We start from the raw sequence: 23,688 nt of genomic DNA, 5'->3' as shown, positions 1-23,688 counted from the left end.
TTTCAAGATGATAAATGGAGTAGAATTACAACATTATAAACCTGTATTTTTTGAATCGTTAAGTGAGTTTAGTTTACCGGAAGAGCAAGAAAGGTTTACCTCTTTGCCAACAGCAATGTTAGAAGCTTCAGAAGGACGGCATCCAATCGTTATTTTAAGCGAGTCTCGACCAGTTGGATTCTTTATATTACATTCTAGTTCGAGGGTTCAAGATTATACAGATAATCCTAATGCCATGTTATTAACATCATTTTCGATAGACTTTAAGCAACAAGGAAAAGGATATGCAAAAAAAGGATTACTTCAAATTGATCACTTTGTTAGAGAATTTTTTCAACATTGTAATGAAGTCGTCTTAGCAGTGAACCATAAAAATATTGCTGCTAAAAAAGTATATGAAAAGGTTGGTTACCAAGATACTGGTAGAAGGAAAATTGGTAAGATTGGTGAACAATTTATATACAGCTATCCTTTACATAGAAATTAGTAATAATTAAATAAAAAACATCAAAAAAGCTCTTGTTGGAGCTTTTTTTTCATTCGGTTAAAAAAATCGAAGCTAAAGTATCACTTTATACGTCTAATATATGTGGGATGTGGAGGTGCAAAGGATGATTCAGTTAGTTAAGGAAGCGCAAAACGGAGATGATCATGCATTTTTAAAACTGTTCCAAGAATATGAAAATGATATTTATCGAACAGCATTTGTTTATGTGAAAAACCAAGAAGACGCTTTAGATGTAGTACAAGAAACGGCGTATCGTGCATTTAAATCAATCAAAAACTTAAAGGAACCAAAATATTTAAAAACTTGGATTATTAAAATTGCCATCAGTTGTTCGATTGACGTATTACGAAAGCAAAAAAAAGTAGTTGAATTAAAACCGGAAGTTGAAAAAGTGCTTACGTATAAGGAAGAAAAAGATTTATCACTTTCTATGACTTTAGATGATCTAATCGAATTATTAAATGAAAATGAAAAGAAAGTAATTATATTAAGGTATTATTTTGATTTTACAATTAAAGAAGTCTCGGAGACTTTAAACATTCCACTTGGTACGGCAAAGACAATATTGTACAGAGGATTAAATAAACTTCGAAAAGAATTGAATGGAGATGAAATGTATGAGCGATAAAATTAAACAAGAAATGAATCGAATTCAAATTCCAAATGAACTTCATGAAAGAGCAATAATTGGTGTAAAGAAAGTGAAAGGTGAAATAAAAAAACGTAAAAATTATTTATATAAAGTTGTACCAATAGCTGCTAGTATTGCATTTCTATCGATTGGTGGATATAGTGTTTGGAATGCTAATCATCAATCATATGAAAATCAGAAAATAGTATCAAGTCTTCTTGATAAAAGCGGAGTTAAAATACCTGCGATTGAATTACCAAAAGGTGGAGAAACAGCAAAAATGATGCCTTTATTTGTTTATAAAGGAAGAGTATATACGCAGTCATCTACTAAAATCGATTCATCGAAAGTAACAAATTTGTTAGGTGAAAAGCTAGGAAAAACAAGAGCTGGTCTTGATGAGTGGAGTAATCAAGATGATTTTTCAGTCGAATTCGCCTCATCAATTGGAGAAGTAGATGTTTATTCGGTAAATGGATATCAAAAAGAGTTTAGATTAATGACATATGACGTAAGCAGCGGATATGCTGAAGTCTTTGAATGTTTAAATGGTGTGACCATTAGTAGTGGAAGTGAGATCGTAGAAAAATTACATTTGATGAATACCGAAAAGGCAAAATCGAGAACTTACGATGACTGGAACACTAGTACTGAAAAATATACAGAGATAAATGATAAAGAACTATTACTTTCTTTTATAAGTGAATTAAATCATTCTATACCTTATTTAAGAGAAGATGTTGATGCTAAGTTAGGTAACTTTCAAAATAATGAACAATATAAGGAACTAACTTTTTCTCTAACTGATGGAACGAATGTAACATTATGGCTTGTTAAAGAAGGTTATATTAGTTACGGCAATACGCTTTATTTGAAAATGGATCATGAAGTATTTACAAAACTTTGGAATCAAATGAAATAGTAAAGTATATGAAGAAAAATTGTGATCTAACTTTAAAAGCATCCTGACAATCTGTCGGATGTTTTTTGTTTTACATTTCGTAGATTGGAACATAATGATATAGATTCATTCGTTTATATTCGTGAAAAATTTTAAAAATAAGGTATAATATAAGATAGATTATTTGTTAATGTGCTAATAGATTGAGTTAAACTCTATTGAAATAGCATTAGCAAATTATATAATAAATTTGATTTAATGTTGAAAGAGAGTGGAACAAGATGGGGCGTAAGTGGAATAATATTAAAGAAAAAAAAGCATCAAAAGATGCAAATACAAGTCGTATTTATGCAAAATTTGGTCGTGAAATATATGTAGCTGCAAAACAAGGCGAACCTGATCCAGAATCGAATCAAGCTTTAAAAGTTGTGCTTGAACGTGCAAAAACTTATAGCGTACCAAAAACAATTATCGATCGTGCAATTGAAAAAGCAAAAGGTGGTTCTGAAGAGAATTTCGATGAACTACGTTATGAAGGTTTTGGACCAAATGGTTCAATGGTAATTGTCGATGCATTAACAAATAATGTAAATCGTACAGCTGCTGAAGTGCGTGCGGCGTTCAGTAAAAATGGTGGGAATTTAGGTGTAACTGGTTCAGTTTCTTATATGTTTGATGCAACTGCAGTAATTGGTCTTGAAGGGAAAACAGCTGACGAAGTACTTGAAATCTTAATGGAAGCTGATGTTGATGTTCGTGATATTTTAGAAGAAGATGATGCAGTAATTGTATATGCAGACCAAGACCAATTCTATGCAATTCAAGAAGCATTCAAGAAAGAAGGTATCACAGAATTTACAGTTGCAGAATTAACGATGCTTGCTCAAAATGATGTAACATTACCAGAAGACGGTCAAATAAAGTTTGAAAAGATGCTAGACGTACTTGAAGATATTGAAGATGTTCAACGTGTTTACCATAATGTAGACTTAGGAGAATAATTGAAAAGTAGACCTTTTTAAAGGTCTACTTTTTTTACGAGTTCAGGTATTATACACAAGTTGTTTTCTTTTTTTGAAGGTTATGAGTTATGTTGTTTCCGCATTCATTGTTACATTGCCCATTTTCCTAGGAAGTTAGTTGAACTTTTTAAGCAAGTCTAAGTAAATTTAAACCTTGAATGGAGTGGAAAATATGGAATCAAATTCATTCGAAACATTAAAGTTAGTCCATTATGAAGAAAAATACAAAAATGCTGTAAGAAATTATGATTTACCTAAAGAACAGGCAGTTTATACTTCATATCCAATAAAAGCAATAGAGCAAATTGAAAGTGAACAAGAAATACCAGTGCTGATATTTCAAGAAAATGAGGTTGTAGGATTCTTTATTTTAGATGGAAGAACAAAAGCAAATCAATATACAAACAATTGGAATGCAATTGTATTTAAGTCTTTTTCGATCGACATACGATTTCAAGGAAAGAGCTTTGGAGAACAATCATTGAAGGCATTACCTATTTTTACGAAAAAAATGATACCAAATAAAGATGAGATCATTTTAACAGTACATCATACGAATATTCCTGCAATCTGTTTATATAGGAAATGTGGTTTTCTAGACAAGGGAATTAGGTATGCTGGAGAGCATGGTGAAGAATTGGTATTTCATTATGAAATTTAATTTTGTGTTAAAAATTCAGAAAATTGGATAAAATAAATGTGAAAAAGCCATTGAACATTAAGAAAATTTAATGTAATATAGGAAAGTACGTTCTATCAAAGAACATAAGTTCTTGTTTTTGGCATAAACTATAAATTGTTACATATGTTATTTTGACTAGAAAAATAAAATAATTATGGAGAGGTAAAAAATGACGACAACTACAACTAATCCTTCGATGGCATCAATCTTAAAAAATCGTTTTGTCCAGACGATACTGTCAGCTGGTTTATTCATCCAAATAGGTATATGGGTCCGTAATTTTGCCATATTACTATTTGTTATGGAAAAAACGGATGGTGACGCAACAGCAATATCACTTATTTCAGTTGCTGAATTTGCACCGATTTTTATTTTTTCTTTTATTGGCGGAACGTTTGCCGATCGTTGGCGACCAAAGCGTACGATGATTTGGTGTGATCTTTTAAGTGCAGCATCTATTTTTGTTATATTACTAGCGCTATTATATGGAACTTGGAAAATCATATTCTTTGCTACTTTAGTGTCTGCAATTTTGTCTCAGTTTTCACAGCCTTCAAGTATGAAGTTATTTAAAGTACATGTACCAGGGGAACAAATGCAAGCTGGTATGTCTTTATTTCAAACAATGATGGCAATATTTATGATTTTAGGTCCAGTATTAGGTACTTTTGTTTATCAACAATCAGGTATCTTTATTTCAATGGGAATCGTAGGAATTGCATTTTTATTATCAGCTCTTGTTTTAACGAAACTTCCAAAAGATGAAGTTGAAGAAAAAGCTGAGAAAACAACTTCTGTATGGGAAGAAATGAAGCTAGGCTTTCAATATGTCTGGTCTCGTAAGGTTTTAGTTATATTAGGCGGTGTATTTACAGCTGCAGGATTAGCCTTAGGTTTTATCCATCCTTTAGCTATATTTTTAGTAACTGAAAGATTAGGTTTAGATAAGGATTATTTACAATGGTTATTTGCAGCAAATGGGGCTGCAATGATTATCGGTGGTGGTGTTATTATGGTTATTTCTAATAAACTTGCACCACATGTTTTATTAATGCTTGGTATGTCTGTTTCAGCCATCGGCATATTTGTAATGGGTTGGTCAGAAATTTTCTGGATCACTTTAGTCGCTGAATTTTTTATGGGATTATTTATGCCAGCATTACATATTGGAATTAATACAATCATCCTGAAAAATACAGAAGAGAAGTTTGTCGGTAGAGTAAACGGCATTTTAACGCCTTTATTTATGGGCTCTATGGTCATCACAATGAGTTTATCAGGTGTTTTAAAAGAACAGTTCTCATTATTCTCGATGTACCAATTCTCAGCTTTACTATTCATCTTCGGTATTCTTGTCATGATACCGATGTTCAAGATCATGAAACATGTTACTGTTGAAGCAAAATCATAAATAAATCTTAAAACCGATTACCACTAGGTAATCGGTTTTTCTTTGATATGAATACTGTAGTTTTACGTATATACTTATTACCTAAATTTTCTTATAATTAGTTTTGAACGATTTAAAAGTACGATTCATACAAGGAGGATCAGTAGTGGAGGAAATCATTCAGAAACCAGGTTTTACACATAGGGAATTGGCAGTGAATTGCTTTAATAAGGTATGGGATTTGCTTGTATTGGAAAACAGGTCCGAGAAAGAATCAGAAGAAATGGTTCATTTATGTCATAGTTCATTTTGGCATTGGACACAGGTACAGGAGCATACACCTACCAATCTATCAATTGGATATTGGCAATTATCGCGAGTATATTCTGTGATCGGAAAAGAAGACATTGGTTTATACTACGCTGATAAATGCATTGAAATTAGTACAAATGCTGAATTGGATCCATTTTACATAGCGTATGCCTACGAGGCTGCAGCTCGAGCATATAAAGGGCTAGAGGAGAATGCAAAATGTAATGAAAGCTTGAAAACTGCTTTTCATTTTACCAGTCTAGTGGTAGATGAGGAAAGTAAAGGATGGCTTACGAAGGATTTAGAGGATATTCAAAGTTGAAATATAAAAAAAGGATTACTTTACAGAAGTAATCCTTTTTTAAGCTAAATTATTTGTACATTATGTACTTTTTTAATTGTCCATCTTTTATCAATCTTTATTAAATCTATTAGAACATTACATTTGTTTTTTCCTTCATTATAAATTCCTTCAGGATTATAATCTTCCTTAAAGGTTATTTCGTACTTTACTTTTATTGAAACTTTACGATCATTTTTAAGTAAATGAATTGCGGACAGATTATCACCGACATATTTTGAGTCAGTTACATTTGTCATTATTTTAGTAAAATATAGCGAAGACGAATTAATTTTTAATTCATCCACCATTACTGAATTGTATTTTTCTATATCCTGCTTTTTTAATGAAGATATATAGAATCTTACAGTATCTTGGACATTTTGCTCTTCTGTCAACTCAGTAGTTAGTTCATCATCTTTTGTTGTTTGTTTTTCTTTTTCAATATATAAATTTAATGCAAAAAGAAGTATAATAGATATACCAAATATTACCAAATGTAATGAAGCTGGTTTTTTAACCATTGGAATCCCCTTCAAGTTATATTCAAATTAAGGATAATATTTACTGTGTATTAGAATGATTTGATTTCAAGGAATACTTGAAAATATAGTAACAAAACAAAAAAATCGCAAGATGTAGCAATTACATCTTGCTTTAAATTGTTATTAAATGGGGGTGCATTTAAATAATACTAAAAAAGAGACAAAAGTTAGTATCGTTTAATTGCTTATACATAAATGATAGCATTCTCTAAGAGAATTTTGTATTGGGAAAATTTTTAACATGAAAATCGAGGATTTTACGAAAAAATTAATGTATTCGACTGATGAAAAAATGCTGAGAAAAATATATATTTGAATATATAAAGATATTAGTATAATAAAATATAATGGTGTTTTTTAAATGGATCGATTATTTAGAACAGGAGATTCGATATGCAATACGGCAAAATGATCTATCATCATAGAAAGAGATTAGGCTGGACTCAGGAAAAGTTATGTGAGGGCATTTGTTCTGTTTCACATTTAAGTAAAATAGAAAATGGTAATAAAGAGGCTGGGATAGAAACGATTGAACTGCTTCTAAAGAAAATGAAAGTTGAAAAAGAAGATACGATTAATTTAGAAGATGTAATGATTCAGTTAAAAAGACTATGGAATTTAATTGAAAGAGCGGACTACCAACTTAGTAATCAGATATTTGATGAACTTGTCTTAAAGGAGGAATTAATCCATTATACTAGTATATCAAATGAGTTTTCGATTGTTATTTGGAGATACTATGTTTTTATTGAAGATATGGAGAACGCTAGGAAAAAGTGGAAGCAACTTGAGAAAAAGAGGAAAAAATTTTCCCAACATGAATTCATAAAATTTTTGTTTACTCTTTCGATATTTTATATTAAGGAAAAAAGATATGATGATTCACTTTTAGTTATGGATGAAGTACAAGACCTTGTGCCAAATATAGAAGTCGAATTCCAAGAGTTTTGTTTTTATCGAGCATTAATTTATCAAATAATGAATCAACCTTCACTGTCAATGTACTTTTGTAATAAAGCTTTACCCATCTTTATTCAGAATAATAATATCAAACGAATTTTAGAAACTAAGATGTTACTTTCTTTACAATTAATTAAGAGTAAATTACTAGATAAAGCAGAATTATTATTAGAAGAAGTCATAGATAACTCAACTATATTAAATGATAAAACAATCTACATTAATGCACTCCATAATTTAGGTTTTTTATACTATCATTCAAAACAAAATAAAAAAGCCTTAATTTTCTATCAAAGATATTTGGAGCATATTCAGGTAGATACAGAAGAATATTTCACTGCCATTTCAAATATTGCTAATAATATGATTATCTTAAATCAACATTTATCCGCAATGGAATTATTAGAAGAAAATTTATCAAAATTTGAGGATTCAAATAGCTCTGTTTATATCAAAATGAAAGTATTGTACCTTGAGGCTAAGAAAGAGGAAAATCAATTAGTTAATTATTTGCGTGAAATTGCATTTCCAATTTGGGTGAAAAATAATGAAAGTCATAAATTAATTAAATATTATAATTTTGTTAATGAATATTACCTAAAAAATGGTAAAATAAAAGAGCAAAATGTTTTGTTACAAGAATACAATTCGGTTTTGCTTTCAATTTTGGACAAGAAAGGAAATTAGTATGAAGAAAATATTAGTAATATTAAGTGTAATTACTGTTTTAATTATTGGTGGTCTTAAATTTAATCAGAATATATCAGTAGCGATAGACGAGCCTATCAATCCAAAATCAATTAAAGGATTAGCTATAGATGATCCAATCAATCCGAAAGTAATAAAGTTAATTAACCAAGTAGCGATGGATGACCCAATCAATCCGAAGGTAATAAAATCATTTAACCAGGTAGCGATAGATGACCCAATCAATCCAAAAGTAATAAAGTCATTTAACCAAGTAGCGATGGATGACCCAATCAATCCAAAAGTAATAAAGTCATTTAATCAAGTAGCGATGGATGACCCAATCAATCCAAAAGTAATAATGTCTTTTAACCAAGTAGGATAGATGATAAATCATCGTTAATTAAATAGCTGTTTCGTTTTAAGAACAAGAATATAGTAGATTAGTAATTAGAAGGCCAAATCGTATATGATTTGGTCCTCTTTTTTTAATAAGAAATTGGGGAATCCCAAAAAAGTAAATGTAAGTAGTATTAGATAGTTTCTCGTATAGCCACCAAATTGGTGCGCAACTCCTTTGGGAGTTGTGGGACAAATGAGACTCAACAGGATGTGGGGCATGCATACCTTACGACAGGCCGTCGTGGTTTTAGGGTGCATACCTTTTTAGATACTAAATGAAAAGAGGAATTAAAGACGCATTGTGAGATAGACTGATTAAAGCTCTTATTTCAAATTTATCATTTTTACAAACTCAGAAAACAATGGCTTTTTACTTTGTAATTTTTCATGAGTAAGAAGGAATTTTTATTAAACATACGAAATTAACAATCTAGTGAGAAACTATTTAGGAAAGCCTTATTGCTAGTAAAATTTTATCAAGTTGTAGCTAGTAATGAAACGGCGTTCCTACTTAAATACATTAAAAAAGTATATGAATTGGAGAGTAAGATGTTAAAAGGCAAAATTATTTTATTAAACGGTGTATCAAGTTCTGGAAAATCTACTTTATCAAAGGAATTAGTAAAAGAGCTCCCTAATTTTTTTCATTTTAGTATTGATGACTACGATATCATGATAGAGAGAGTGGAAGACCGAGAAAACGAACGATTAATTCCGATTCCTACGGAGGATTTTTTTCACGATACAATTAGAATGTTTTCTGATAAAGGAATAAATCTAATTATTGATCAAATTTTACATAATGATTTTACGATGGAAGATTGTTTGTTTAAATTGAAAGATTATCCAGTGCTTTTTGTAGGTGTTCATTGTCCAATTGAAGAACTTGAGCGTCGAGAAGTGAATAGGGGAGATCGGGCAATCGGACAAGCAAAATCTCAATTACAATACGTACACCAACAAAACGAACTATATGATATTGAAGTTGATACAAACTTAGATAGTATTGAATGTTGTGTATCTCGTATAACTGAAAAAATAAATGGAGATTTTTTGCCTCTAGGATTTGAAAAAACATATGAAATGTTTTTTAAAAACAAATTAAATAGAATGGGAAGCTGATATGAAACAAAAAATTTGAATCATAATTGGCCCAGGATGAAACATGTTTTTGATTTTTGAATACACACCTAATTTTTACGATTTCATACTAAGGTCTGATTTCATTTAATGCGTAAGGCCATTATCTAATAAAACATATATCCATAAAATGAGTGTATGAGAAATCTTATTTATGGAGGCTATAAAATGAAAAAATCATTTTTTATTGCTGTATTACTGGGAACGACATTAGTTGTTACAACAGGTTGTAATATGTTTACAAATGGAAAAGTTAAAGAAGAGTTAATCTCTATTGAAAAAGATAACGCAAAATCATTGGACGTTAATGTGGACTTAGGTGCTGGGAAGTTGAATGTAACAAAAGGCGGAAATGAGTGGGTAGAAGGTATTACGGAATATAGTCATAAACAGCTTAAACCTAAAGTATCCTACAAATTGAAAGGGTCAAAAGGCAAAGTGCAGATCGAACAAGGAAAACATAAATTGCCAAATATGAAGATTGGTAAATTTAAAAATGAATGGAACTTAACGCTCACGGATCAAATTCCTTTAGATTTAAACGTTAATGCCGGTGCTTCAAAAACAGATCTTGATTTGAAAGGATTAAATCTTAATTCTTTAGATATTGAGAATGGAGTTGGAGAACTTACAGTAGACTTGGGTGGAGACTGGAAGAAAGGCTTTAAAACAGAAATTGAAACGGGTGTAGGAAAAACAACAATTATATTACCTGCAGACATCGGTGTGAAGATACATTCAAATAAAGGAATTGGTAAGGCAAACGTGGTTGATTTTATTTCCAAAGGTAATGGTGTTTATGTAAATGAAGCTTATGAAAGTAGTAAAGAAACATTAACTGTTGATATGGATATGGGTGTAGGAGAAGTTTCATTTAAACTAGATTAATAATATTATGTGGGCTGTTTACGAAAACAGTCCATTATTTATATTGGGCAATAAAAGGGGGGCTTATGTTGCAATCAAAAATCGATTCTGTTGTAAAATGTATGACATCAAATAATGACATGTCCGACATCCAAAGAATTCAGACTGAACATCGATTCAAACTGGTAGAATTTTGGGAAATAAAAGAAGGGAGTAAGGTGTTAGAAATAGGTTGTGGACAGGGGGATACAACGGCGGTATTAGCATATACTGTTGGTAAAAATGGATTCGTTCATGGAATTGATAAAGGATCAAGGGATTATGGAAGTCCATCCACATTAGGTGAAGCAGCGGATCATTTACTGAGTTCACCACTAGGAAATCAAATAAAAATGGAATTTGAAATTGACTTACTATCACCTCATTTTGATTTTCCATTGAATACTTTTGATTATATCGTCTTGTCACATTGTTCATGGTACTTAAGTTCAAATGATGAATTAAAAGAGATCCTGAAAAAAGTAAAAAAATGGGGAAAAAAATTATGTTTTGCAGAATGGGATACAAGATTTAGTGAGATAGAACAATATCCTCATTTATTATCAATATTAATTCAGGCACAATATGAGTCTTTCAAGCAAGACAGTGATTCGAATATACGAACACTGTTTACTCCAAGCGATTTGAAAGTTATTACTGAGGCAGCAGGATGGACAATCATTGATGAAAAAACAATTACATCTCCGGATTTACAGGACGGTAAGTGGGAAGTGTATAAAACAATAGATGACATCAACAAAGAACTAAATACAATTCATGATATGCCCGTCAAATTTAGAGATCTCATTCATTCTGAAATGAAAATGTTAGAAGATAGTATAAATTCAAATGGGATTAAACCACTATCTATTTTTGTTTTTGTTGCAGTGTAAAGAAAAAGCATCTAATTTTAGATGCTTTTTTTCGTTTAATACCTATAAGGATAATTTCTTGGATATACATAAGGGTTGTATGAATAATTTCTTGGATCTAGATAAGGGTTGTATTGGTAATTCCTTGAATAGATATATGGGAATGAAGGATAGTGATAAGGGAATAAGTATACTTCTGTTACTGATGATAATGGAACGAGGACCCTATTATAACGACGATATCTTGGTCCAAAGGTTTCGCTGCCATGGCGTCGCTCTTCGTAGTCTGAATCTGGTGGTGCAGGGAGGTCTTCTGGTGTAAGTAAGGTAGCACTTTCATCACTTGATTCTAATAAAATGCCTTCTAATAACGCTCGTTCATTCGTTTGGAACACTACATAACAGTCTTTATATGACTTACATTTGCCACTCAAATTTCTGATGTTTTCGCTCATGAAATCCCTCCCATGATGTACTCTTTACTTAATGTATGAAAACAATGAATGCGCTAGAATATTGTCCAAAATGATTGATTCATACGAACATGCTTCATAAAAAATCGAATGAGATGTTTCGAAATTGTAAATTTTTATATTTTACAAAAAATAATTTAGTAAATGACATATAAGTTATCTATAATTTTAACTTAAGGATAAAATAATTTAAATATGTATGAGTGACAGTGGTTAGTAAGAACACTAAATATAAAAATGGATTTAGGTGAGCACATGCAAGAAAAAATTCTAATCGTAGATGATGAAAAAAGTATTTTAGATCCATTATCATATGCGTTTCGAAGAGAAGGTTTTATTGTAGAGACAGCAGTAAATGGGATAGATGCATTATCAAAAGTTCCTATATTTAAACCAAACATTATGATTTCAGATATCATGATGCCAGAAATGAATGGATTAGATTTATGTAAACAAATAGAAAATAAAGACGGAATGGGGATCATTTTACTGACCGCAAAAGATGATATTATTGATCGAGTTTTAGGGTTAGAATTTGGAGCTGACGATTATATTACAAAACCGTTTGATATCAGAGAATTACTTGCCAGAACGAGATCATTATTAAGGAGACTGAAAAAGTCATCTCATAATGAAGAACAGAAAATTAAAGTTATCACTATTCAAGAACTTGTCATCAATCTTGAACAAAGGAAAGTAAGTATTAGTGGAAATTCAATCGAATTAACTCCAAAAGAATTCGATTTATTAGCATTACTAACTACAAATATAGAGCGTATTTTTCGTCGTGATGATTTACTAGATTTAGTATGGGGAATAGAATACATTGGTGGAACGCGGACTGTCGATATTCATATTCAACGTTTACGTAAGAAGCTTGGTAAGACGCACCAGCATTTAATTCAAACTGTATTTGGTATTGGTTATAAAATGTCAGAGGAAATAAAATGAGGTCCAGTATTAAATTTAAATCAAGTTTGTTTTTAGCCATTCTCCTAATTGGAACTGTCTTTGGATTAAGCTTACTTATTCTAAAAGGGATCCATGAAAATCAAGAAAAGCAAACAGAAGAGATGTTAGCTCAGCAAAGTAAACTTGCAAATGTATATGTAAAACAAGTGTATCTTAGTCAAACTTCAGAAAATCCAAATGAATTTTTTAAACGTTACGGTTTTGAAATTGCTAGACAAATAGGTATTATCAGTAGTCTACATGTAACGATTTATAATATGACTGGAAATATTGTTGGGGATTCTCTTCCTCTAGAGACTGTAACTAATAAAGAGATTGAAGATACACTTCAATTTGGACTAAAAGGCAAAACAGTCTATCAGGAAGCTAATGAAATGCTAAATTATTTCGCACCTATATACAATGCAAATAACCAGATTGGTGTTGTTCAATTTGACTATTCATTAGTTAAGAATAATGAATTTTATGATGATATCATTAAGCTGTTTATAAAAATAGGTATCATCATCATTGTATTAAGTTTTATGATTGGATATTTTTTCTTCAATTCACTCGTTAATAATATATTAAAGCTAAGAAAAGTAACCGAGGAGATACAATCTGGGCAATACCCTAATCGCTCAATTTTAAATCGAAATGATGAGTTAGGTTATTTAAGCCAAGCGATATATTTTATGAGCAATGAAATTCAAAAAAATATAAAGGGCATACAACAAGAAAAAGATAATCTTCAATTGGCCGTTGATAAGCTGAAAATTTTAGAACAACAGCAAAAACATTTTATTGGGTCAATTACTCATGAATTTAAGACGCCACTAACAGTTATTAGAGCTTACATTGATTTATTGGATATGTACGCCGATGATCCTAAATTAATTGATGAAGCAAAAGAAAATATAGGCAAAGAGTCTCGACGCCTTTATGAAATGGTAGAGAAGATTTTAAAGTTAGCTGAATTAGAAAAATATGATTTTGAATTAAATAAAGAAAGTTTTGATGTAAAGGGACTTTTAGAAGATTATTGCTTACGTATGAAAGGGAAAATCACAAAATTTGGTTTAACAATTCAAACTCATTTTCTACCGGCTAATATTTATATCGATAAAGAAAGTTTTACATTAATTTTTATGAATCTATTGGATAATGCAATTAAATATAACAAAACTAATGGTACAATCATCGTTTCAAACGAAATTGTAAATAATCGTGTATTCATTAGTATTAGAGACACGGGGATTGGAATACCTACTAATGTCATTGATAAAATTTTTGAACCGTTTTATACAGTAAATAAGGATCGTTCGCGCCTATCAGGTGGCTCTGGATTAGGATTAGCGTTAACGAAAGACTTGATAGAAAAGCAAAATGGGACGATTACAGTTGAATCAAAAGAGGGAATTGGCTCTAATTTTATTATTGCATTTCCTAAAATAGATTAAATAAATTTACAATTTAGAAACATCTAATGCGCTAAATTGAAACATGAAAAACATATCATACAAATGGTAAGAGATAAGGAGAGTGATATGGTGGATATAAAGAAGGTGAATATATTGATTTTGATCATAGCATCTTGTTCATTTATCTTAACTAGCTGTGGGTTGCAAAATGAAAATGATAGTGTAGTCATAGAGAAGAAAAATAAAAAAATTACTGTTCTTACTAAAAATGAAGAAGTTGTTACGAATGAACTTGCGTTAGAAAAAATAGACAGATATGAAGGTATTCGAGGAACGGATTGGTTAAGTGAAGATTCAATTTTAATTGAACAAAAAAATACTGAAATACCAAAGACATCAATGACTGATGAAGGGCAGTACGTTCATCACGTAAATTTATTTAGTTACGATATACTAACAAAAACAGCTAATATTATTTCCGGAGAAGAAAGTGGACAGATAGGTGCAATCGTCTCTCCTGATAAAAAGCATATTTTTTATAAACAATCGATCGATGGAACTACTGGGACTGGTTATATCATTAATATTGATAGTAAGAAAAAAGTAAAAGTAACCGATGTAGATAGAATTTTTGCATTTTCAACTGAAGGTAGATGGTTAAACAATAGAACAGTCATCTTTCCAACTATTGATCAACAAATGTATACTGCAGATGTTTTTGGAAAAGTAACGAAAATAGATCCAAATAAAGATGTAGTAAATGTTTTAAAAAAGAAATTCGGTGGAATAAAAGTTGAGTGGGTCATACCGTCACCGAATAATAAAAAATTTGTAGTTGTAAGGAAAATATCTCAAACGAAAAGAGAAATACTAATCTCTGATGTAAATGGCAAAAAAACAGTTTCATTAGCTAAAGGTACTCAAATATTTGGATCTAGCTGGTCACCGAATTCAAAAACAATCGCATTTTCCGTTATTTCCGAAGATAAAGGGGAACGTGGATTATTTGTTATTGATGTGAATACGAGGAAGATTACTCAACTTTCCACTGATTTAGAGGAAATTTCAGGACCAATTACTTGGAGTCCATCCGGTAAGAAATTACTCGTCTCAAAAGTAATCAAGAAAAATAATCAAAATGAATTTGTAGCGTATGTTTTAACTTTAAAAAGTTAGAAATGAATAAATTTAGATTCAAATCAAGTGAGTGACAAAAAAGCTCACTTTCTTTTTTTTACAAAATTTTTAAAAGATGTTTTAATATAGTTAGGTATTATTTAATTATTTTAAATATTTTAAAAATATTCTACTTGATATTCTTTAATACAATATAAGGAGATTTATAATATGAGGAGCAAAAAAAATAATCCGAGGGGAAGCAAGAGTAAAAAAACTGTAGTTTGGATAATGATTTTAGCTCTATTTGGATTTATTACGATTATTAGTCATTATGTATATTCAACCATAATAGATCACCAACAGAATATGGCAGAAAATAAAGAAAATCAAAAGTCTGCTGAAGATAAAAGTCCAATTAAAAAAGCAGAAAATAAACCAGAAGACAAACCAATCGTAAAACCACCAGTAAAGAAACCACCTGTAAAACCAGTTACAGAAACAACAATCAAAGTTAGTGCAGCTGGAGATTTTACAATAGGAACTGATGAAAATTTTTATTTTACTGGTTCATTTGTGGACGAGGCTAATAAGCATGGATTAGAACATTTTGTAAAAAGATTGGATAATATTTTTAAACAAGATGATTTTACAACAGTTAATTTAGAAACAACTCTTACAAAAGCAACAAAGAAAGCAGTAAAAAAGTTCCGCTTTAAAGGGGATCCTTCATACGCTAAAATATTAACTTTTGGTGGAATTGAAGCTGTCAATCTTGCAAATAACCATAGCCACGATTATTTACAAAAAGGTTATGAAGACACAATTGTTTCTTTAAAAAAGGAGAACATTGGTTATTTTGGCTACAATGATTCGTATATAACTACTGTAAAAGGAATAAAAATCGCAGCACTCGGTTATGAAGGATGGAATGACTCACCGGAATTACGAGTTAAAATAAATAATGACATTCAACGATTAAGAAAAGCTGGAGCCAAGATAGTACTCATCCATTTTCACTGGGGGATAGAAAGAGTATATGTTCCAAATCAAACACAGAAAAATTTAGCGCATTATGCCATTGATCATGGCGCAGATCTAATCCTTGGTCACCATCCTCATGTAGTTCAAGGGATTGAGGAGTATAAAGGAAAATTCATAGCATATAGTTTAGGAAACTTTATGTTTGGTGGAAATAAAAATCCAAGTGATAAAGATACATTCGTATTCCAGCAAACTTTCCATTTTAAAAATGACACTTTAACAAATCAAAAACAGATTAAAGTAGTACCTTTTTCAGTTTCATCTGTATCATACCGAAATAATTATCAACCAATGTTGTTAAAAGGGTCAGAAGCAAAAAGAGTTAAAAATAAAATTATTAATGTTTCAAATCAAATTAATGGGTCTGCTTGGACTAAATATGAAAAATAACGTGTTCGGATGAAGATAAAAATAAACAATCATAAAAAGCATTGCTTTGAGAGCAATGCTTTTTATGATTGTTGTTATTTTGACATGCAACTTACGTTGGCTGTATAACAAAAGTTACATTTATGGTTTGTATTATTGTAGGTATTCTTTCTTAAAAATGGAAAGCTTCTTTTTGATAGAAGGAATTTGATAAATTTATAGAGAATCAAAGTTAATACCAGTAAAGTTAGAGGATTACCAAATAAAATATAGGAGGAATAAGAATGGATTTACAATTTATTGCTTTCCTTAGTTTTATTTCCGTATCACTTATTTTATCAGTTTGGTTAGAGGTCAAAATGCAAAAAAATACGAATAGTATTTTGGCTACTATGTCGATTGCATTTAATATTAATTTACTTGTATTGGGTAGTGGGAGTGTGTGGTTATTATTAAATGCAGATTATGGCTTTAATATTTATTCAGGTATCTATACATTAATTGTTGCTTTCATTGGAATATTCATGATCAATATTTTGGTTATGTTTTTCTTAAGACAGAGAACGGTTGAATAACATTACTTTTATAGAAATCGGATGAGCATTACTTCTTTTTTAAGGGGTAATGCTTTTTAATTACATGTTTTCGGATTTGTTGCCGTTTTAGAATTCATAACATCGGTATGAACCATTTCTGCTCTTGCTCAAGCTTCCTACATCTCCAAAGGAGTCTGGCACATTCCGATGTAATCAACTCTTAGACTTTAGGCTTTAACAAAGAGGAATTTCGATATAGTACATAGAAATTAGTTTCATTGTTAAAATGGGGGGATTCACATGTATATTGTAAACGTTGAAGCTGCAATCAACCATGAAGGAAAATGGTTAATAATAGAAAGAAGTAAGAAAGAAGAGCATGCAGGTGGATTGCTTTCATTAGTTGGAGGAAAAGTTGAACAAGAACAACAACCAGTAGAAATTTTAGAGAGCAATCTAAAGAGGGAAGTTCTTGAAGAAGTAGATATTAAAATAAAAAATGTAAACTATCTATATAGTTCTTCTTTTGTAACAGACAAAAATGAACATGTTTTGAATATTGTATTCTTATGTGAATATAAATCAGGCATTCCTTACCCAAAAAGTTCTGAAGAGGTGGAAGATGTAAAATGGATGTCATCAGATGAAATAGAAAGTCATAGTAAAGCACCTGTTTATTTAAAAGAAAGTATTAAACAAGCCGATTTAAAAATAGGTTTGAATCGAGAAATTAGTTTGTAGGAGAGAGCCTGTATGAAGAAAATATATATTGTTAGACATTGTGAGGCAATCGGACAACCACCTGAATCTAATCTTACTCAAAAGGGGATTGAACAGTCTTTAGAGCTAAAACAGTTTTTTTCTAAGCTTCAAATTGAACGCATCATTTCTAGCCCTTATTTAAGAGCGGTTCAAACAATCCAACCAACAGTTAATCAGAAAAAACTGAAGTTAGAAACGGATAATCGGTTGGCTGAACGAGTGTTAAGTACTGAAGTATATCAAGATTGGCTTTCGAAATTAGAAGAAACATATAATGATTTAGAACTAAAGTTCGAAGGTGGAGAATCAAGTGAAGAAGCGATTGAGCGAGTTCTTTCATTAGTTGAAGAAATCATCAATCATGAAAGTGATCATACGATTATTGTTACCCATGGTAACTTAATGTCATTATTGCTAATGCAATTCGATTCAGAATTTGGATTTGCGCAATGGAGAAAGCTTAGTAATCCAGATGTATATGAACTGAGCATTGATAATCACCAAAATAAGTTTAAACGGATTTGGAAGGTGTGAAGATAGACCGTTAAACAAAAAAGCGAGGAATGACAGATACATCTGCTGCACGTTAAAGCAAATAGCCATGAGCTGGAATTAACAATATGAAAGAGCCTATCATAATGGTAGGCTCTTTTGTGGTCTTTCATTCCTATTTCAAAATTGATTTTATTTCAAGTAAGTCATTAACGATTATATCTGCGTGTTTAAGCTCAGCCTCTAGTGCAAAATCAAATCGACAGCCGATAGCAGTTAAGGAATTCTTTTTAGCAGATTGAAAGTCTGAAAGTCGATCACCTACAACAAAACCTTCTGACAAATGATATTTATTAAGAATCATTTTTGCTAAAAGACCTTTATCAAGTGAGTCTATTTGCTGGATACTAAAAATCTCTGTGACATATGTATTTAATTGGTAATAGTTTACGATGGTTTGAAGATACTCAGTTTGACCATTACTTGCAATGAAAATTAAATAATCTTGTTCTAATAAGTGTTCAAAAACTTCAATCACGTTAGCATATAAAGCTCCATTGCCCAATTGTATGTTCTTGATTAGGCGCGTATGGAAAAATGCATTCGCCTGCTCTCTATTGACATTTGAATGATTCGGTAATAAGGTTTCCCAAACAACAGGTAAAGGTACACCCATAATTTCGTTATATTGATCTAATGGTGTAATGCTATCCCACAATTTTTGTTGACGTAAGGACTCAAAGACATCTTCAAGAGAAGTAGCTAAAATTCTTTGCGTTTGGAATAATGTACCATCCATATCAAATATTGCTGCTCGTTTCATAAACAAATTCCCCCAATTTTGCTTTCTTTCATTAATGGTAGCACATTTGGCTTTAACGAATTAATATTTTGTATTAGCACCTTCAATCAGAAATAATAAGTTGATATATAAACAATACTGATTGAAGTATTGTTTGTTTTTTATTCATAGAAATAAAATAGTTGGAAAACATAGTTGTGAAAATATTGTTGACATGAAACCAAAAGGTTGTATATAATTCGATATGTAACCAAAAGGTTTTATATTAATGAAAGAGGGATCGGATAATGAGCGTTCAAAATCAAGTAGAAGATATTAAACAAACAGTCGTTTACAATGCACCAATTCAAAAGGTATGGAATTTTGTTTCAACTGCAGAAGGTATTTCAGCATGGTTTATGCCGAATGATTTTCAGCCGGTTGTTGGACATGAGTTTCACTTACAGTCGCCATTCGGACCATCTCCTTGTAAAGTATTAGAAGTAGATGAACCAAACAAAATTACTTTTAAATGGGATCTTGATGGTTGGGTTGTTTCATTTCTATTAAAAGAAGTTGGAGACAAAACTGAATTCACATTAATTCACGGTGGTTGGAAAACAGCAGATGAGATTTTACCAAAAGCACAAGAAAAAAGTGGCGTTATTCGCGAGCGCATGAATGGCGGATGGGTTGGCTTAGTTGCGAGACTTAAAGAAGTTGTTGAGAAATAGTGTCTACTTCCCCACAAAAATATGATGTATTCCAAGCAATAGCTGATCCGACTAGGAGAGAAGTTCTCAGATTACTTGCAAACAAAGAGTTACCAATTTCTGAGATATCAAGTAATTTCCCGATGAGCCGAACTGCAATTGCTAAGCATTTGCATATACTTTCTGATGCTGAGCTAGTAACTGATCGGAAGGTTGGAAGAGAAAGAAGATATACATTACAACCTGAAGCTTTTCGTGAATTGAAACAATGGATATCATATTATGATCAGTTTTGGACGAATAAGTTATCCATTCTCCAACATCTTGTTGAAGACAATGATGATAATAGTATTAAAGTTGTACAGCCAAAAGATGATAAAGATTGATAATTAGTTTGATAAAAGACGAGCCTAACATTAGGTTCGTTTTTTTAATGTGGTGCTTTTAAAGTTCACATTTTTACATGGAACCTTATTTTACATAGACATTTGTATCGATAAAGCTATAATAAAATAATGTGGCAAAAATAAAGGAATAGAAAGCTCATGTTTGAGAGGTATTGAAATGCATAAAGGTATTTATATTTTAGCAATAGCTACGTTTGTAGCAGGAACCGTAGAATTTATTATTACAGGGTTATTGGCAATGATTGCAGGTGATTTACATGTTTCAGTAGGAATCGTTGGTCAATTAGTTTCGATCTTCTCCTTAGTTTTTGCTATAGGAGCACCCGTTTTTATCGCGATTACATCAAAAATCGAACGAAGAAAGTTATTATTAATAGCAATGACAGTATTCTTAATTGGAAATGTCATATCTATCATTAGTCCTAACTTTACTATATTATTAATAGCTCGAATCATACTTGCAGCAAGTTGCTCAGTCGTTATAGTTGTATCAATTACTACCGCAGCAAATATCGTGTCTAATGAAATTAGAGGCAGAGCAATTGGTGTTATTTTTATGGGAATTAGCTCTTCTTTAGTATTTGGAGTTCCTTTAGGCACATTAATTGGAGAACATTATGGATGGAGAATGACGTTTGCTTTAGTTGGCGTTTTAAGTTTATTATCTATGGTCGGAATCATTAAGTTTCTTCCAAAGGTTAATCCACAGCCTTCAATTCCATTAGTAAAACAAATCGCCACATTAAAGAACAAGCGCATCTTATCAATTCAGTTAATTTCATTTTTGCAGTTAACAGGTCATTTTACAATTTATACGTACTTTACTCCTTTCCTGCAAAGTACGATGGGGTTATCTACCAAAATGATTAGTATTTCATTACTGATTTTTGGGGTAGCTGGTATTTTAGGCGGCTGGATTGGTGGTTGGTGTACAGATCGGTTTGGTGGAGCTAAAACGATTTTAATTATACTAGGCTTGTTAGCTATTTCAATTTTATTACTTCCGATTGCAACAAATTCTATTATCAGTTTAATGATGATTGTCACCTTATGGGGCTGTTTATCTTGGTCTCTTAGCCCAAGCATTCAGGATAGTCTTGCAAAAGCAGCGAAAGATTCAGCTGATATTCAAGTAGGACTAAATAATTCGTTTTCACATATTGGAATCGCATTAGGTTCAAGTTTGGGTGGGATACTTATAAACGAGTTTCCAGCTAGGACGAACGCAATAGTAGGAGGAATGATTGTCATTTTAGCATTGGTCTCAGCGGCCTATTCATTCTCACTAAACAGCAGGGCAGTCATGAAAACGAATTAGGTATAATTTCATAAGAAATTTAAAGAAAGCGATATGTAAATGTATCGCTTTTTTTTATTTTTTTGTCGATTTATATTTTTAAATACCTATAATTTGACTAAATTCTGTAGTAAAGATAGCCGATAAAATGAATGAAAATATAAAACATGTTATCTTTGGGGGGAGCATCCAGTGAAATGGACGATAGGTAAAAAATTATTTACTACATCAATGTTAATCATGTGTATCATGGTTATATTAAGTGCTTTTTCATTAAGAAATACTTATACGCTAAATAATAATACACAGCAATTAAGTAAAACAGTCTTACCAAAAGTCTCACTCATAGGGGATATTAATTATTATACCGAGCATGTTATGACGTTAACTCAAAGTCACTTATTAAATGAGGATCAAGTAACAAAAGACGAATATGAAAATAAAATAACTGAAACAACAAATGCATTAGATGATACATTTCAAAAATATGGTAAGTTAATCGAAAGTGAAGATGAAAAAAACTATTATAATCAATTAAAGGACCGATGGACTGTTTTTTTAAATAAGAAAGATAAAGTGATTAGTGAAAGTAATGGCAATAACAAGGAAGTGGCTAATCAAACATTTCGAGATGGTGTTCTTCTTTTTGATAAGATGCAAGGCGATTTAGATACATTAACAAAGCTTAATAGCCAAAATTCAGATAAGATTACGGTAATGAGTGATGAACAATCTAAAAATGCGTTAAATATCAACTTTACTATCGTTTTAGGTTCCCTGATATTTACAATCTTAATTACATATTTACTAGTTCGTAGTATTAGAAAGCCACTAATCTTATTATCTAGTCAGGTAAAAGAAGTAGCTGAAGGTAATCTAGGAATAGAACCAATTCACATTAAAAATAAAGATGAAATTGGTGAGCTTGCAACTCATGTCAATTTGATGACAGAGAATTTAAAAGACTTAATTGAAAATGTAATGTACAACTCTCAGCTAGTTGCTGCGACATCTGAAGAACTTTCTGCAAGTGCTGAAGAGACAAGTCGTGCTTCAGAACAGATTACTAGTTCTATTATTTATATTGCGGAAGGTGCTGAAAAACAAGAAAAAAGTACCCAGGAAGCATATTCCGTTGTGAAAGAAATATCAGCGGGAATGGAACAAGCTGCATCGTCTATTCTAACAGTAGCTGAAAACTCACAATCAACATCAGAAAAAGCTATTTACGGAAATAAGGTATTGGATAAAACTGTAAATCAAATGAATATGATTCATCGAACTGTTAATCATACATCTGATATTGTAAACTCTTTAGGTGAAAAGTCAGATGAAATTGGTAAAATCGTAACAATCATTACAGAGATTTCAGAGCAAACGAATTTACTAGCTTTAAATGCCGCGATTGAAGCTGCAAGAGCTGGTGAGCAAGGGAAAGGTTTTGCTGTAGTCGCGGATGAGGTTAAAAAATTGGCAACTCAATCAAGAAATGCTGCAGGACAAATATCTCAACTTGTTGATATTATTCAAATGGAAGTTAATAAAGTAATTGTTTCAATGGAAGAAGGATCGTCAGAAATTAAAGATGGAATAGATCTAGTAACTGAGTCTGGTGAAAACTTTAAACAAATCGTGAAAATGATAGAGGAAGTTTCTTCGCAAACTGAGGAAGTATCAGCAATTTTTGAAGAAATCAATGCAAGCTCGCAAAGTATCATTCAGATTGTAGAAATGACATCTACAATTTCAGTAGAGGCCACGGGTCAATCTCAAAGTGTTGCAGCAGCTGCTGAGCAACAAAATGCATCTATGGAAGAAATGGCTGCTTCTGCGGACATTCTAAGTAAAATGGCAGAGGAATTACAGGATACAGTAAAAGGATTTAAGCTCTAGGTTATGACATGAATTTAAATAATTAAATATAGATTTTTTTTAAGCCATCTTACATGATGGTTTATTTTTTATATTTGTATTTCTAATCAGTGATAATCATATATGATTATCATAGCGAAAAAATCTTTTATGGAG

The 23,688-nt window shown here is 31.2% G+C and carries 26 protein-coding genes; 23 read left to right on the top strand and 3 right to left on the bottom strand.

Annotated elements, in window-relative coordinates; genetic code table 11:
• Nucleotides 1-7 precede the first annotated feature (7 nt).
• The 7 genes from ACX6U0_RS07360 to ACX6U0_RS07330 all read left to right on the top strand — a co-directional run bounded on the left by ACX6U0_RS07360 (nt 8) and on the right by ACX6U0_RS07330 (nt 5,768).
• A complete protein-coding gene (locus ACX6U0_RS07360; RefSeq protein WP_464959307.1) occupies nt 8-487 on the top strand; it encodes a GNAT family N-acetyltransferase in 480 nt (159 codons plus the stop codon).
• A gap of 124 nt (nt 488-611) precedes the next feature.
• The gene (locus ACX6U0_RS07355) at nt 612-1,136 is read left to right on the top strand and encodes a sigma-70 family RNA polymerase sigma factor (protein WP_464959306.1); all 525 of its coding nucleotides are present in this window, start codon (nt 612-614) and stop codon (nt 1,134-1,136) included.
• Nucleotides 1,126-2,061: a hypothetical protein gene (locus ACX6U0_RS07350; protein ID WP_464959305.1), complete on the top strand. Its 936-nt coding sequence runs from the start codon at nt 1,126-1,128 to the stop codon at nt 2,059-2,061. Before ACX6U0_RS07355 ends, ACX6U0_RS07350 begins: the two co-directional genes overlap by 11 nt.
• 260 nt (nt 2,062-2,321) lie before the next feature.
• Nucleotides 2,322-3,041 (top strand): YebC/PmpR family DNA-binding transcriptional regulator, encoded by a 720-nt coding sequence (locus ACX6U0_RS07345; protein ID WP_464959304.1) that lies wholly within the window; start codon nt 2,322-2,324, stop codon nt 3,039-3,041.
• A 193-nt stretch (nt 3,042-3,234) separates the two neighbouring features.
• Nucleotides 3,235-3,723 carry a GNAT family N-acetyltransferase gene (locus ACX6U0_RS07340; RefSeq protein ID WP_464959303.1) on the top strand — a complete coding sequence of 163 codons (489 nt, stop codon included), beginning with the start codon at nt 3,235-3,237 and terminating at the stop codon, nt 3,721-3,723.
• Between the two features lie 190 nt (nt 3,724-3,913).
• A complete protein-coding gene (locus ACX6U0_RS07335) occupies nt 3,914-5,155 on the top strand; it encodes an MFS transporter (RefSeq protein ID WP_464959302.1) in 1,242 nt (413 codons plus the stop codon).
• A 145-nt stretch (nt 5,156-5,300) separates the two neighbouring features.
• Complete coding sequence (locus ACX6U0_RS07330; protein WP_464959301.1) at nt 5,301-5,768, top strand: hypothetical protein; 468 nt, start codon at nt 5,301-5,303, stop codon at nt 5,766-5,768.
• Nucleotides 5,769-5,812: 44 nt separating this feature from the next.
• Here ACX6U0_RS07330 and ACX6U0_RS07325 read toward each other — a convergent pair whose 3' ends face one another.
• Entirely contained in the window at nt 5,813-6,310 is a 498-nt protein-coding gene (locus ACX6U0_RS07325) for a hypothetical protein (protein WP_464959300.1), read from the bottom strand.
• Nucleotides 6,311-6,724: 414 nt separating this feature from the next.
• Here ACX6U0_RS07325 and ACX6U0_RS07320 point away from each other — a divergent pair, with 414 nt between their 5' ends.
• From ACX6U0_RS07320 to ACX6U0_RS07300, 5 genes are all read left to right on the top strand, one after another.
• Nucleotides 6,725-7,978, top strand: coding sequence for a helix-turn-helix domain-containing protein (locus ACX6U0_RS07320; RefSeq protein WP_464959299.1), 1,254 nt, complete (start codon nt 6,725-6,727; stop codon nt 7,976-7,978).
• A gap of 1 nt (nt 7,979) precedes the next feature.
• A complete protein-coding gene (locus ACX6U0_RS07315) occupies nt 7,980-8,363 on the top strand; it encodes a hypothetical protein (protein WP_464959298.1) in 384 nt (127 codons plus the stop codon).
• 566 nt (nt 8,364-8,929) lie between these two features.
• Entirely contained in the window at nt 8,930-9,502 is a 573-nt protein-coding gene (locus ACX6U0_RS07310) for a chloramphenicol phosphotransferase CPT family protein (protein WP_464959297.1), read from the top strand.
• Nucleotides 9,503-9,688: 186 nt separating this feature from the next.
• Nucleotides 9,689-10,408, top strand: coding sequence for a toast rack family protein (locus tag ACX6U0_RS07305; RefSeq protein WP_464959296.1), 720 nt, complete (start codon nt 9,689-9,691; stop codon nt 10,406-10,408).
• Nucleotides 10,409-10,473: 65 nt separating this feature from the next.
• The gene (locus ACX6U0_RS07300; RefSeq protein ID WP_464959295.1) at nt 10,474-11,319 is read left to right on the top strand and encodes a class I SAM-dependent methyltransferase; all 846 of its coding nucleotides are present in this window, start codon (nt 10,474-10,476) and stop codon (nt 11,317-11,319) included.
• 35 nt (nt 11,320-11,354) lie between these two features.
• On the opposite strand, the gene ACX6U0_RS07295 is transcribed toward ACX6U0_RS07300, so the two are convergent.
• A complete protein-coding gene (locus tag ACX6U0_RS07295; protein WP_464959294.1) occupies nt 11,355-11,753 on the bottom strand; it encodes a hypothetical protein in 399 nt (132 codons plus the stop codon).
• 273 nt (nt 11,754-12,026) lie between these two features.
• Between ACX6U0_RS07295 and ACX6U0_RS07290 the strand changes: the two genes are divergently transcribed.
• The 7 genes from ACX6U0_RS07290 to ACX6U0_RS07260 all read left to right on the top strand — a co-directional run bounded on the left by ACX6U0_RS07290 (nt 12,027) and on the right by ACX6U0_RS07260 (nt 18,504).
• Nucleotides 12,027-12,722, top strand: coding sequence for a response regulator transcription factor (locus ACX6U0_RS07290; RefSeq protein ID WP_464959293.1), 696 nt, complete (start codon nt 12,027-12,029; stop codon nt 12,720-12,722).
• Nucleotides 12,719-14,182 (top strand): sensor histidine kinase, encoded by a 1,464-nt coding sequence (locus ACX6U0_RS07285; protein ID WP_464959292.1) that lies wholly within the window; start codon nt 12,719-12,721, stop codon nt 14,180-14,182. Before ACX6U0_RS07290 ends, ACX6U0_RS07285 begins: the two co-directional genes overlap by 4 nt.
• Before the next feature lie 90 nt (nt 14,183-14,272).
• The gene (locus ACX6U0_RS07280; RefSeq protein ID WP_464959291.1) at nt 14,273-15,319 is read left to right on the top strand and encodes a TolB family protein; all 1,047 of its coding nucleotides are present in this window, start codon (nt 14,273-14,275) and stop codon (nt 15,317-15,319) included.
• 309 nt (nt 15,320-15,628) lie between these two features.
• The gene (locus ACX6U0_RS07275) at nt 15,629-16,693 is read left to right on the top strand and encodes a CapA family protein (protein WP_464959565.1); all 1,065 of its coding nucleotides are present in this window, start codon (nt 15,629-15,631) and stop codon (nt 16,691-16,693) included.
• Nucleotides 16,694-16,956: 263 nt separating this feature from the next.
• Complete coding sequence (locus ACX6U0_RS07270; RefSeq protein WP_464959290.1) at nt 16,957-17,247, top strand: hypothetical protein; 291 nt, start codon at nt 16,957-16,959, stop codon at nt 17,245-17,247.
• A gap of 261 nt (nt 17,248-17,508) precedes the next feature.
• Nucleotides 17,509-17,949: an NUDIX hydrolase gene (locus tag ACX6U0_RS07265; RefSeq protein WP_464959289.1), complete on the top strand. Its 441-nt coding sequence runs from the start codon at nt 17,509-17,511 to the stop codon at nt 17,947-17,949.
• Between the two features lie 12 nt (nt 17,950-17,961).
• Nucleotides 17,962-18,504 (top strand): histidine phosphatase family protein, encoded by a 543-nt coding sequence (locus tag ACX6U0_RS07260; RefSeq protein ID WP_464959288.1) that lies wholly within the window; start codon nt 17,962-17,964, stop codon nt 18,502-18,504.
• 133 nt (nt 18,505-18,637) lie between these two features.
• On the opposite strand, the gene ACX6U0_RS07255 is transcribed toward ACX6U0_RS07260, so the two are convergent.
• Entirely contained in the window at nt 18,638-19,285 is a 648-nt protein-coding gene (locus tag ACX6U0_RS07255; RefSeq protein ID WP_464959287.1) for an HAD hydrolase-like protein, read from the bottom strand.
• Nucleotides 19,286-19,551: 266 nt separating this feature from the next.
• Here ACX6U0_RS07255 and ACX6U0_RS07250 point away from each other — a divergent pair, with 266 nt between their 5' ends.
• From ACX6U0_RS07250 to ACX6U0_RS07235, 4 genes are all read left to right on the top strand, one after another.
• The gene (locus tag ACX6U0_RS07250; protein ID WP_464959286.1) at nt 19,552-19,977 is read left to right on the top strand and encodes an SRPBCC family protein; all 426 of its coding nucleotides are present in this window, start codon (nt 19,552-19,554) and stop codon (nt 19,975-19,977) included.
• Nucleotides 19,977-20,342 carry an ArsR/SmtB family transcription factor gene (locus tag ACX6U0_RS07245; protein ID WP_464959285.1) on the top strand — a complete coding sequence of 122 codons (366 nt, stop codon included), beginning with the start codon at nt 19,977-19,979 and terminating at the stop codon, nt 20,340-20,342. The genes ACX6U0_RS07250 and ACX6U0_RS07245 overlap by 1 nt, the downstream gene beginning before the upstream one ends.
• A gap of 178 nt (nt 20,343-20,520) precedes the next feature.
• Nucleotides 20,521-21,681, top strand: a complete 1,161-nt coding sequence (locus tag ACX6U0_RS07240) for an MFS transporter (RefSeq protein WP_464959284.1) — start codon at nt 20,521-20,523, stop codon at nt 21,679-21,681.
• 171 nt (nt 21,682-21,852) lie between these two features.
• Complete coding sequence (locus ACX6U0_RS07235) at nt 21,853-23,553, top strand: methyl-accepting chemotaxis protein (protein ID WP_464959283.1); 1,701 nt, start codon at nt 21,853-21,855, stop codon at nt 23,551-23,553.
• Nucleotides 23,554-23,688: the final 135 nt, after the last annotated feature.

This window comes from Gottfriedia sp. ABJ_BB2_2 (assembly GCF_055484705.1).
Note: the sequence above shows the minus strand (reverse complement) of the source record. Positions and strands in the feature narration are given on the sequence as shown.

Bases quoted from the DNA above. Each gene is read 5' to 3' on its own strand.
- ACX6U0_RS07360 (WP_464959307.1), top strand. From the start codon at position 8: ATGATAAATGGAGTAGAATTACAACATTATAAACCTGTATTTTTTGAA.
- ACX6U0_RS07355 (WP_464959306.1), top strand. From the start codon at position 612: ATGATTCAGTTAGTTAAGGAAGCGCAAAACGGAGATGATCATGCATTT.
- ACX6U0_RS07350 (WP_464959305.1), top strand. From the start codon at position 1,126: ATGAGCGATAAAATTAAACAAGAAATGAATCGAATTCAAATTCCAAAT.
- ACX6U0_RS07345 (WP_464959304.1), top strand. From the start codon at position 2,322: ATGGGGCGTAAGTGGAATAATATTAAAGAAAAAAAAGCATCAAAAGAT.
- ACX6U0_RS07340 (WP_464959303.1), top strand. From the start codon at position 3,235: ATGGAATCAAATTCATTCGAAACATTAAAGTTAGTCCATTATGAAGAA.
- ACX6U0_RS07335 (WP_464959302.1), top strand. From the start codon at position 3,914: ATGACGACAACTACAACTAATCCTTCGATGGCATCAATCTTAAAAAAT.
- ACX6U0_RS07325 (WP_464959300.1), bottom strand. From the start codon at position 6,310: ATGGTTAAAAAACCAGCTTCATTACATTTGGTAATATTTGGTATATCT.
- ACX6U0_RS07320 (WP_464959299.1), top strand. From the start codon at position 6,725: ATGCAATACGGCAAAATGATCTATCATCATAGAAAGAGATTAGGCTGG.
- ACX6U0_RS07315 (WP_464959298.1), top strand. From the start codon at position 7,980: ATGAAGAAAATATTAGTAATATTAAGTGTAATTACTGTTTTAATTATT.
- ACX6U0_RS07310 (WP_464959297.1), top strand. From the start codon at position 8,930: ATGTTAAAAGGCAAAATTATTTTATTAAACGGTGTATCAAGTTCTGGA.
- ACX6U0_RS07305 (WP_464959296.1), top strand. From the start codon at position 9,689: ATGAAAAAATCATTTTTTATTGCTGTATTACTGGGAACGACATTAGTT.
- ACX6U0_RS07300 (WP_464959295.1), top strand. From the start codon at position 10,474: ATGTTGCAATCAAAAATCGATTCTGTTGTAAAATGTATGACATCAAAT.
- ACX6U0_RS07295 (WP_464959294.1), bottom strand. From the start codon at position 11,753: ATGAGCGAAAACATCAGAAATTTGAGTGGCAAATGTAAGTCATATAAA.
- ACX6U0_RS07290 (WP_464959293.1), top strand. From the start codon at position 12,027: ATGCAAGAAAAAATTCTAATCGTAGATGATGAAAAAAGTATTTTAGAT.
- ACX6U0_RS07285 (WP_464959292.1), top strand. From the start codon at position 12,719: ATGAGGTCCAGTATTAAATTTAAATCAAGTTTGTTTTTAGCCATTCTC.
- ACX6U0_RS07275 (WP_464959565.1), top strand. From the start codon at position 15,629: ATGGCAGAAAATAAAGAAAATCAAAAGTCTGCTGAAGATAAAAGTCCA.
- ACX6U0_RS07270 (WP_464959290.1), top strand. From the start codon at position 16,957: ATGGATTTACAATTTATTGCTTTCCTTAGTTTTATTTCCGTATCACTT.
- ACX6U0_RS07265 (WP_464959289.1), top strand. From the start codon at position 17,509: ATGTATATTGTAAACGTTGAAGCTGCAATCAACCATGAAGGAAAATGG.
- ACX6U0_RS07260 (WP_464959288.1), top strand. From the start codon at position 17,962: ATGAAGAAAATATATATTGTTAGACATTGTGAGGCAATCGGACAACCA.
- ACX6U0_RS07255 (WP_464959287.1), bottom strand. From the start codon at position 19,285: ATGAAACGAGCAGCAATATTTGATATGGATGGTACATTATTCCAAACG.
- ACX6U0_RS07250 (WP_464959286.1), top strand. From the start codon at position 19,552: ATGAGCGTTCAAAATCAAGTAGAAGATATTAAACAAACAGTCGTTTAC.
- ACX6U0_RS07240 (WP_464959284.1), top strand. From the start codon at position 20,521: ATGCATAAAGGTATTTATATTTTAGCAATAGCTACGTTTGTAGCAGGA.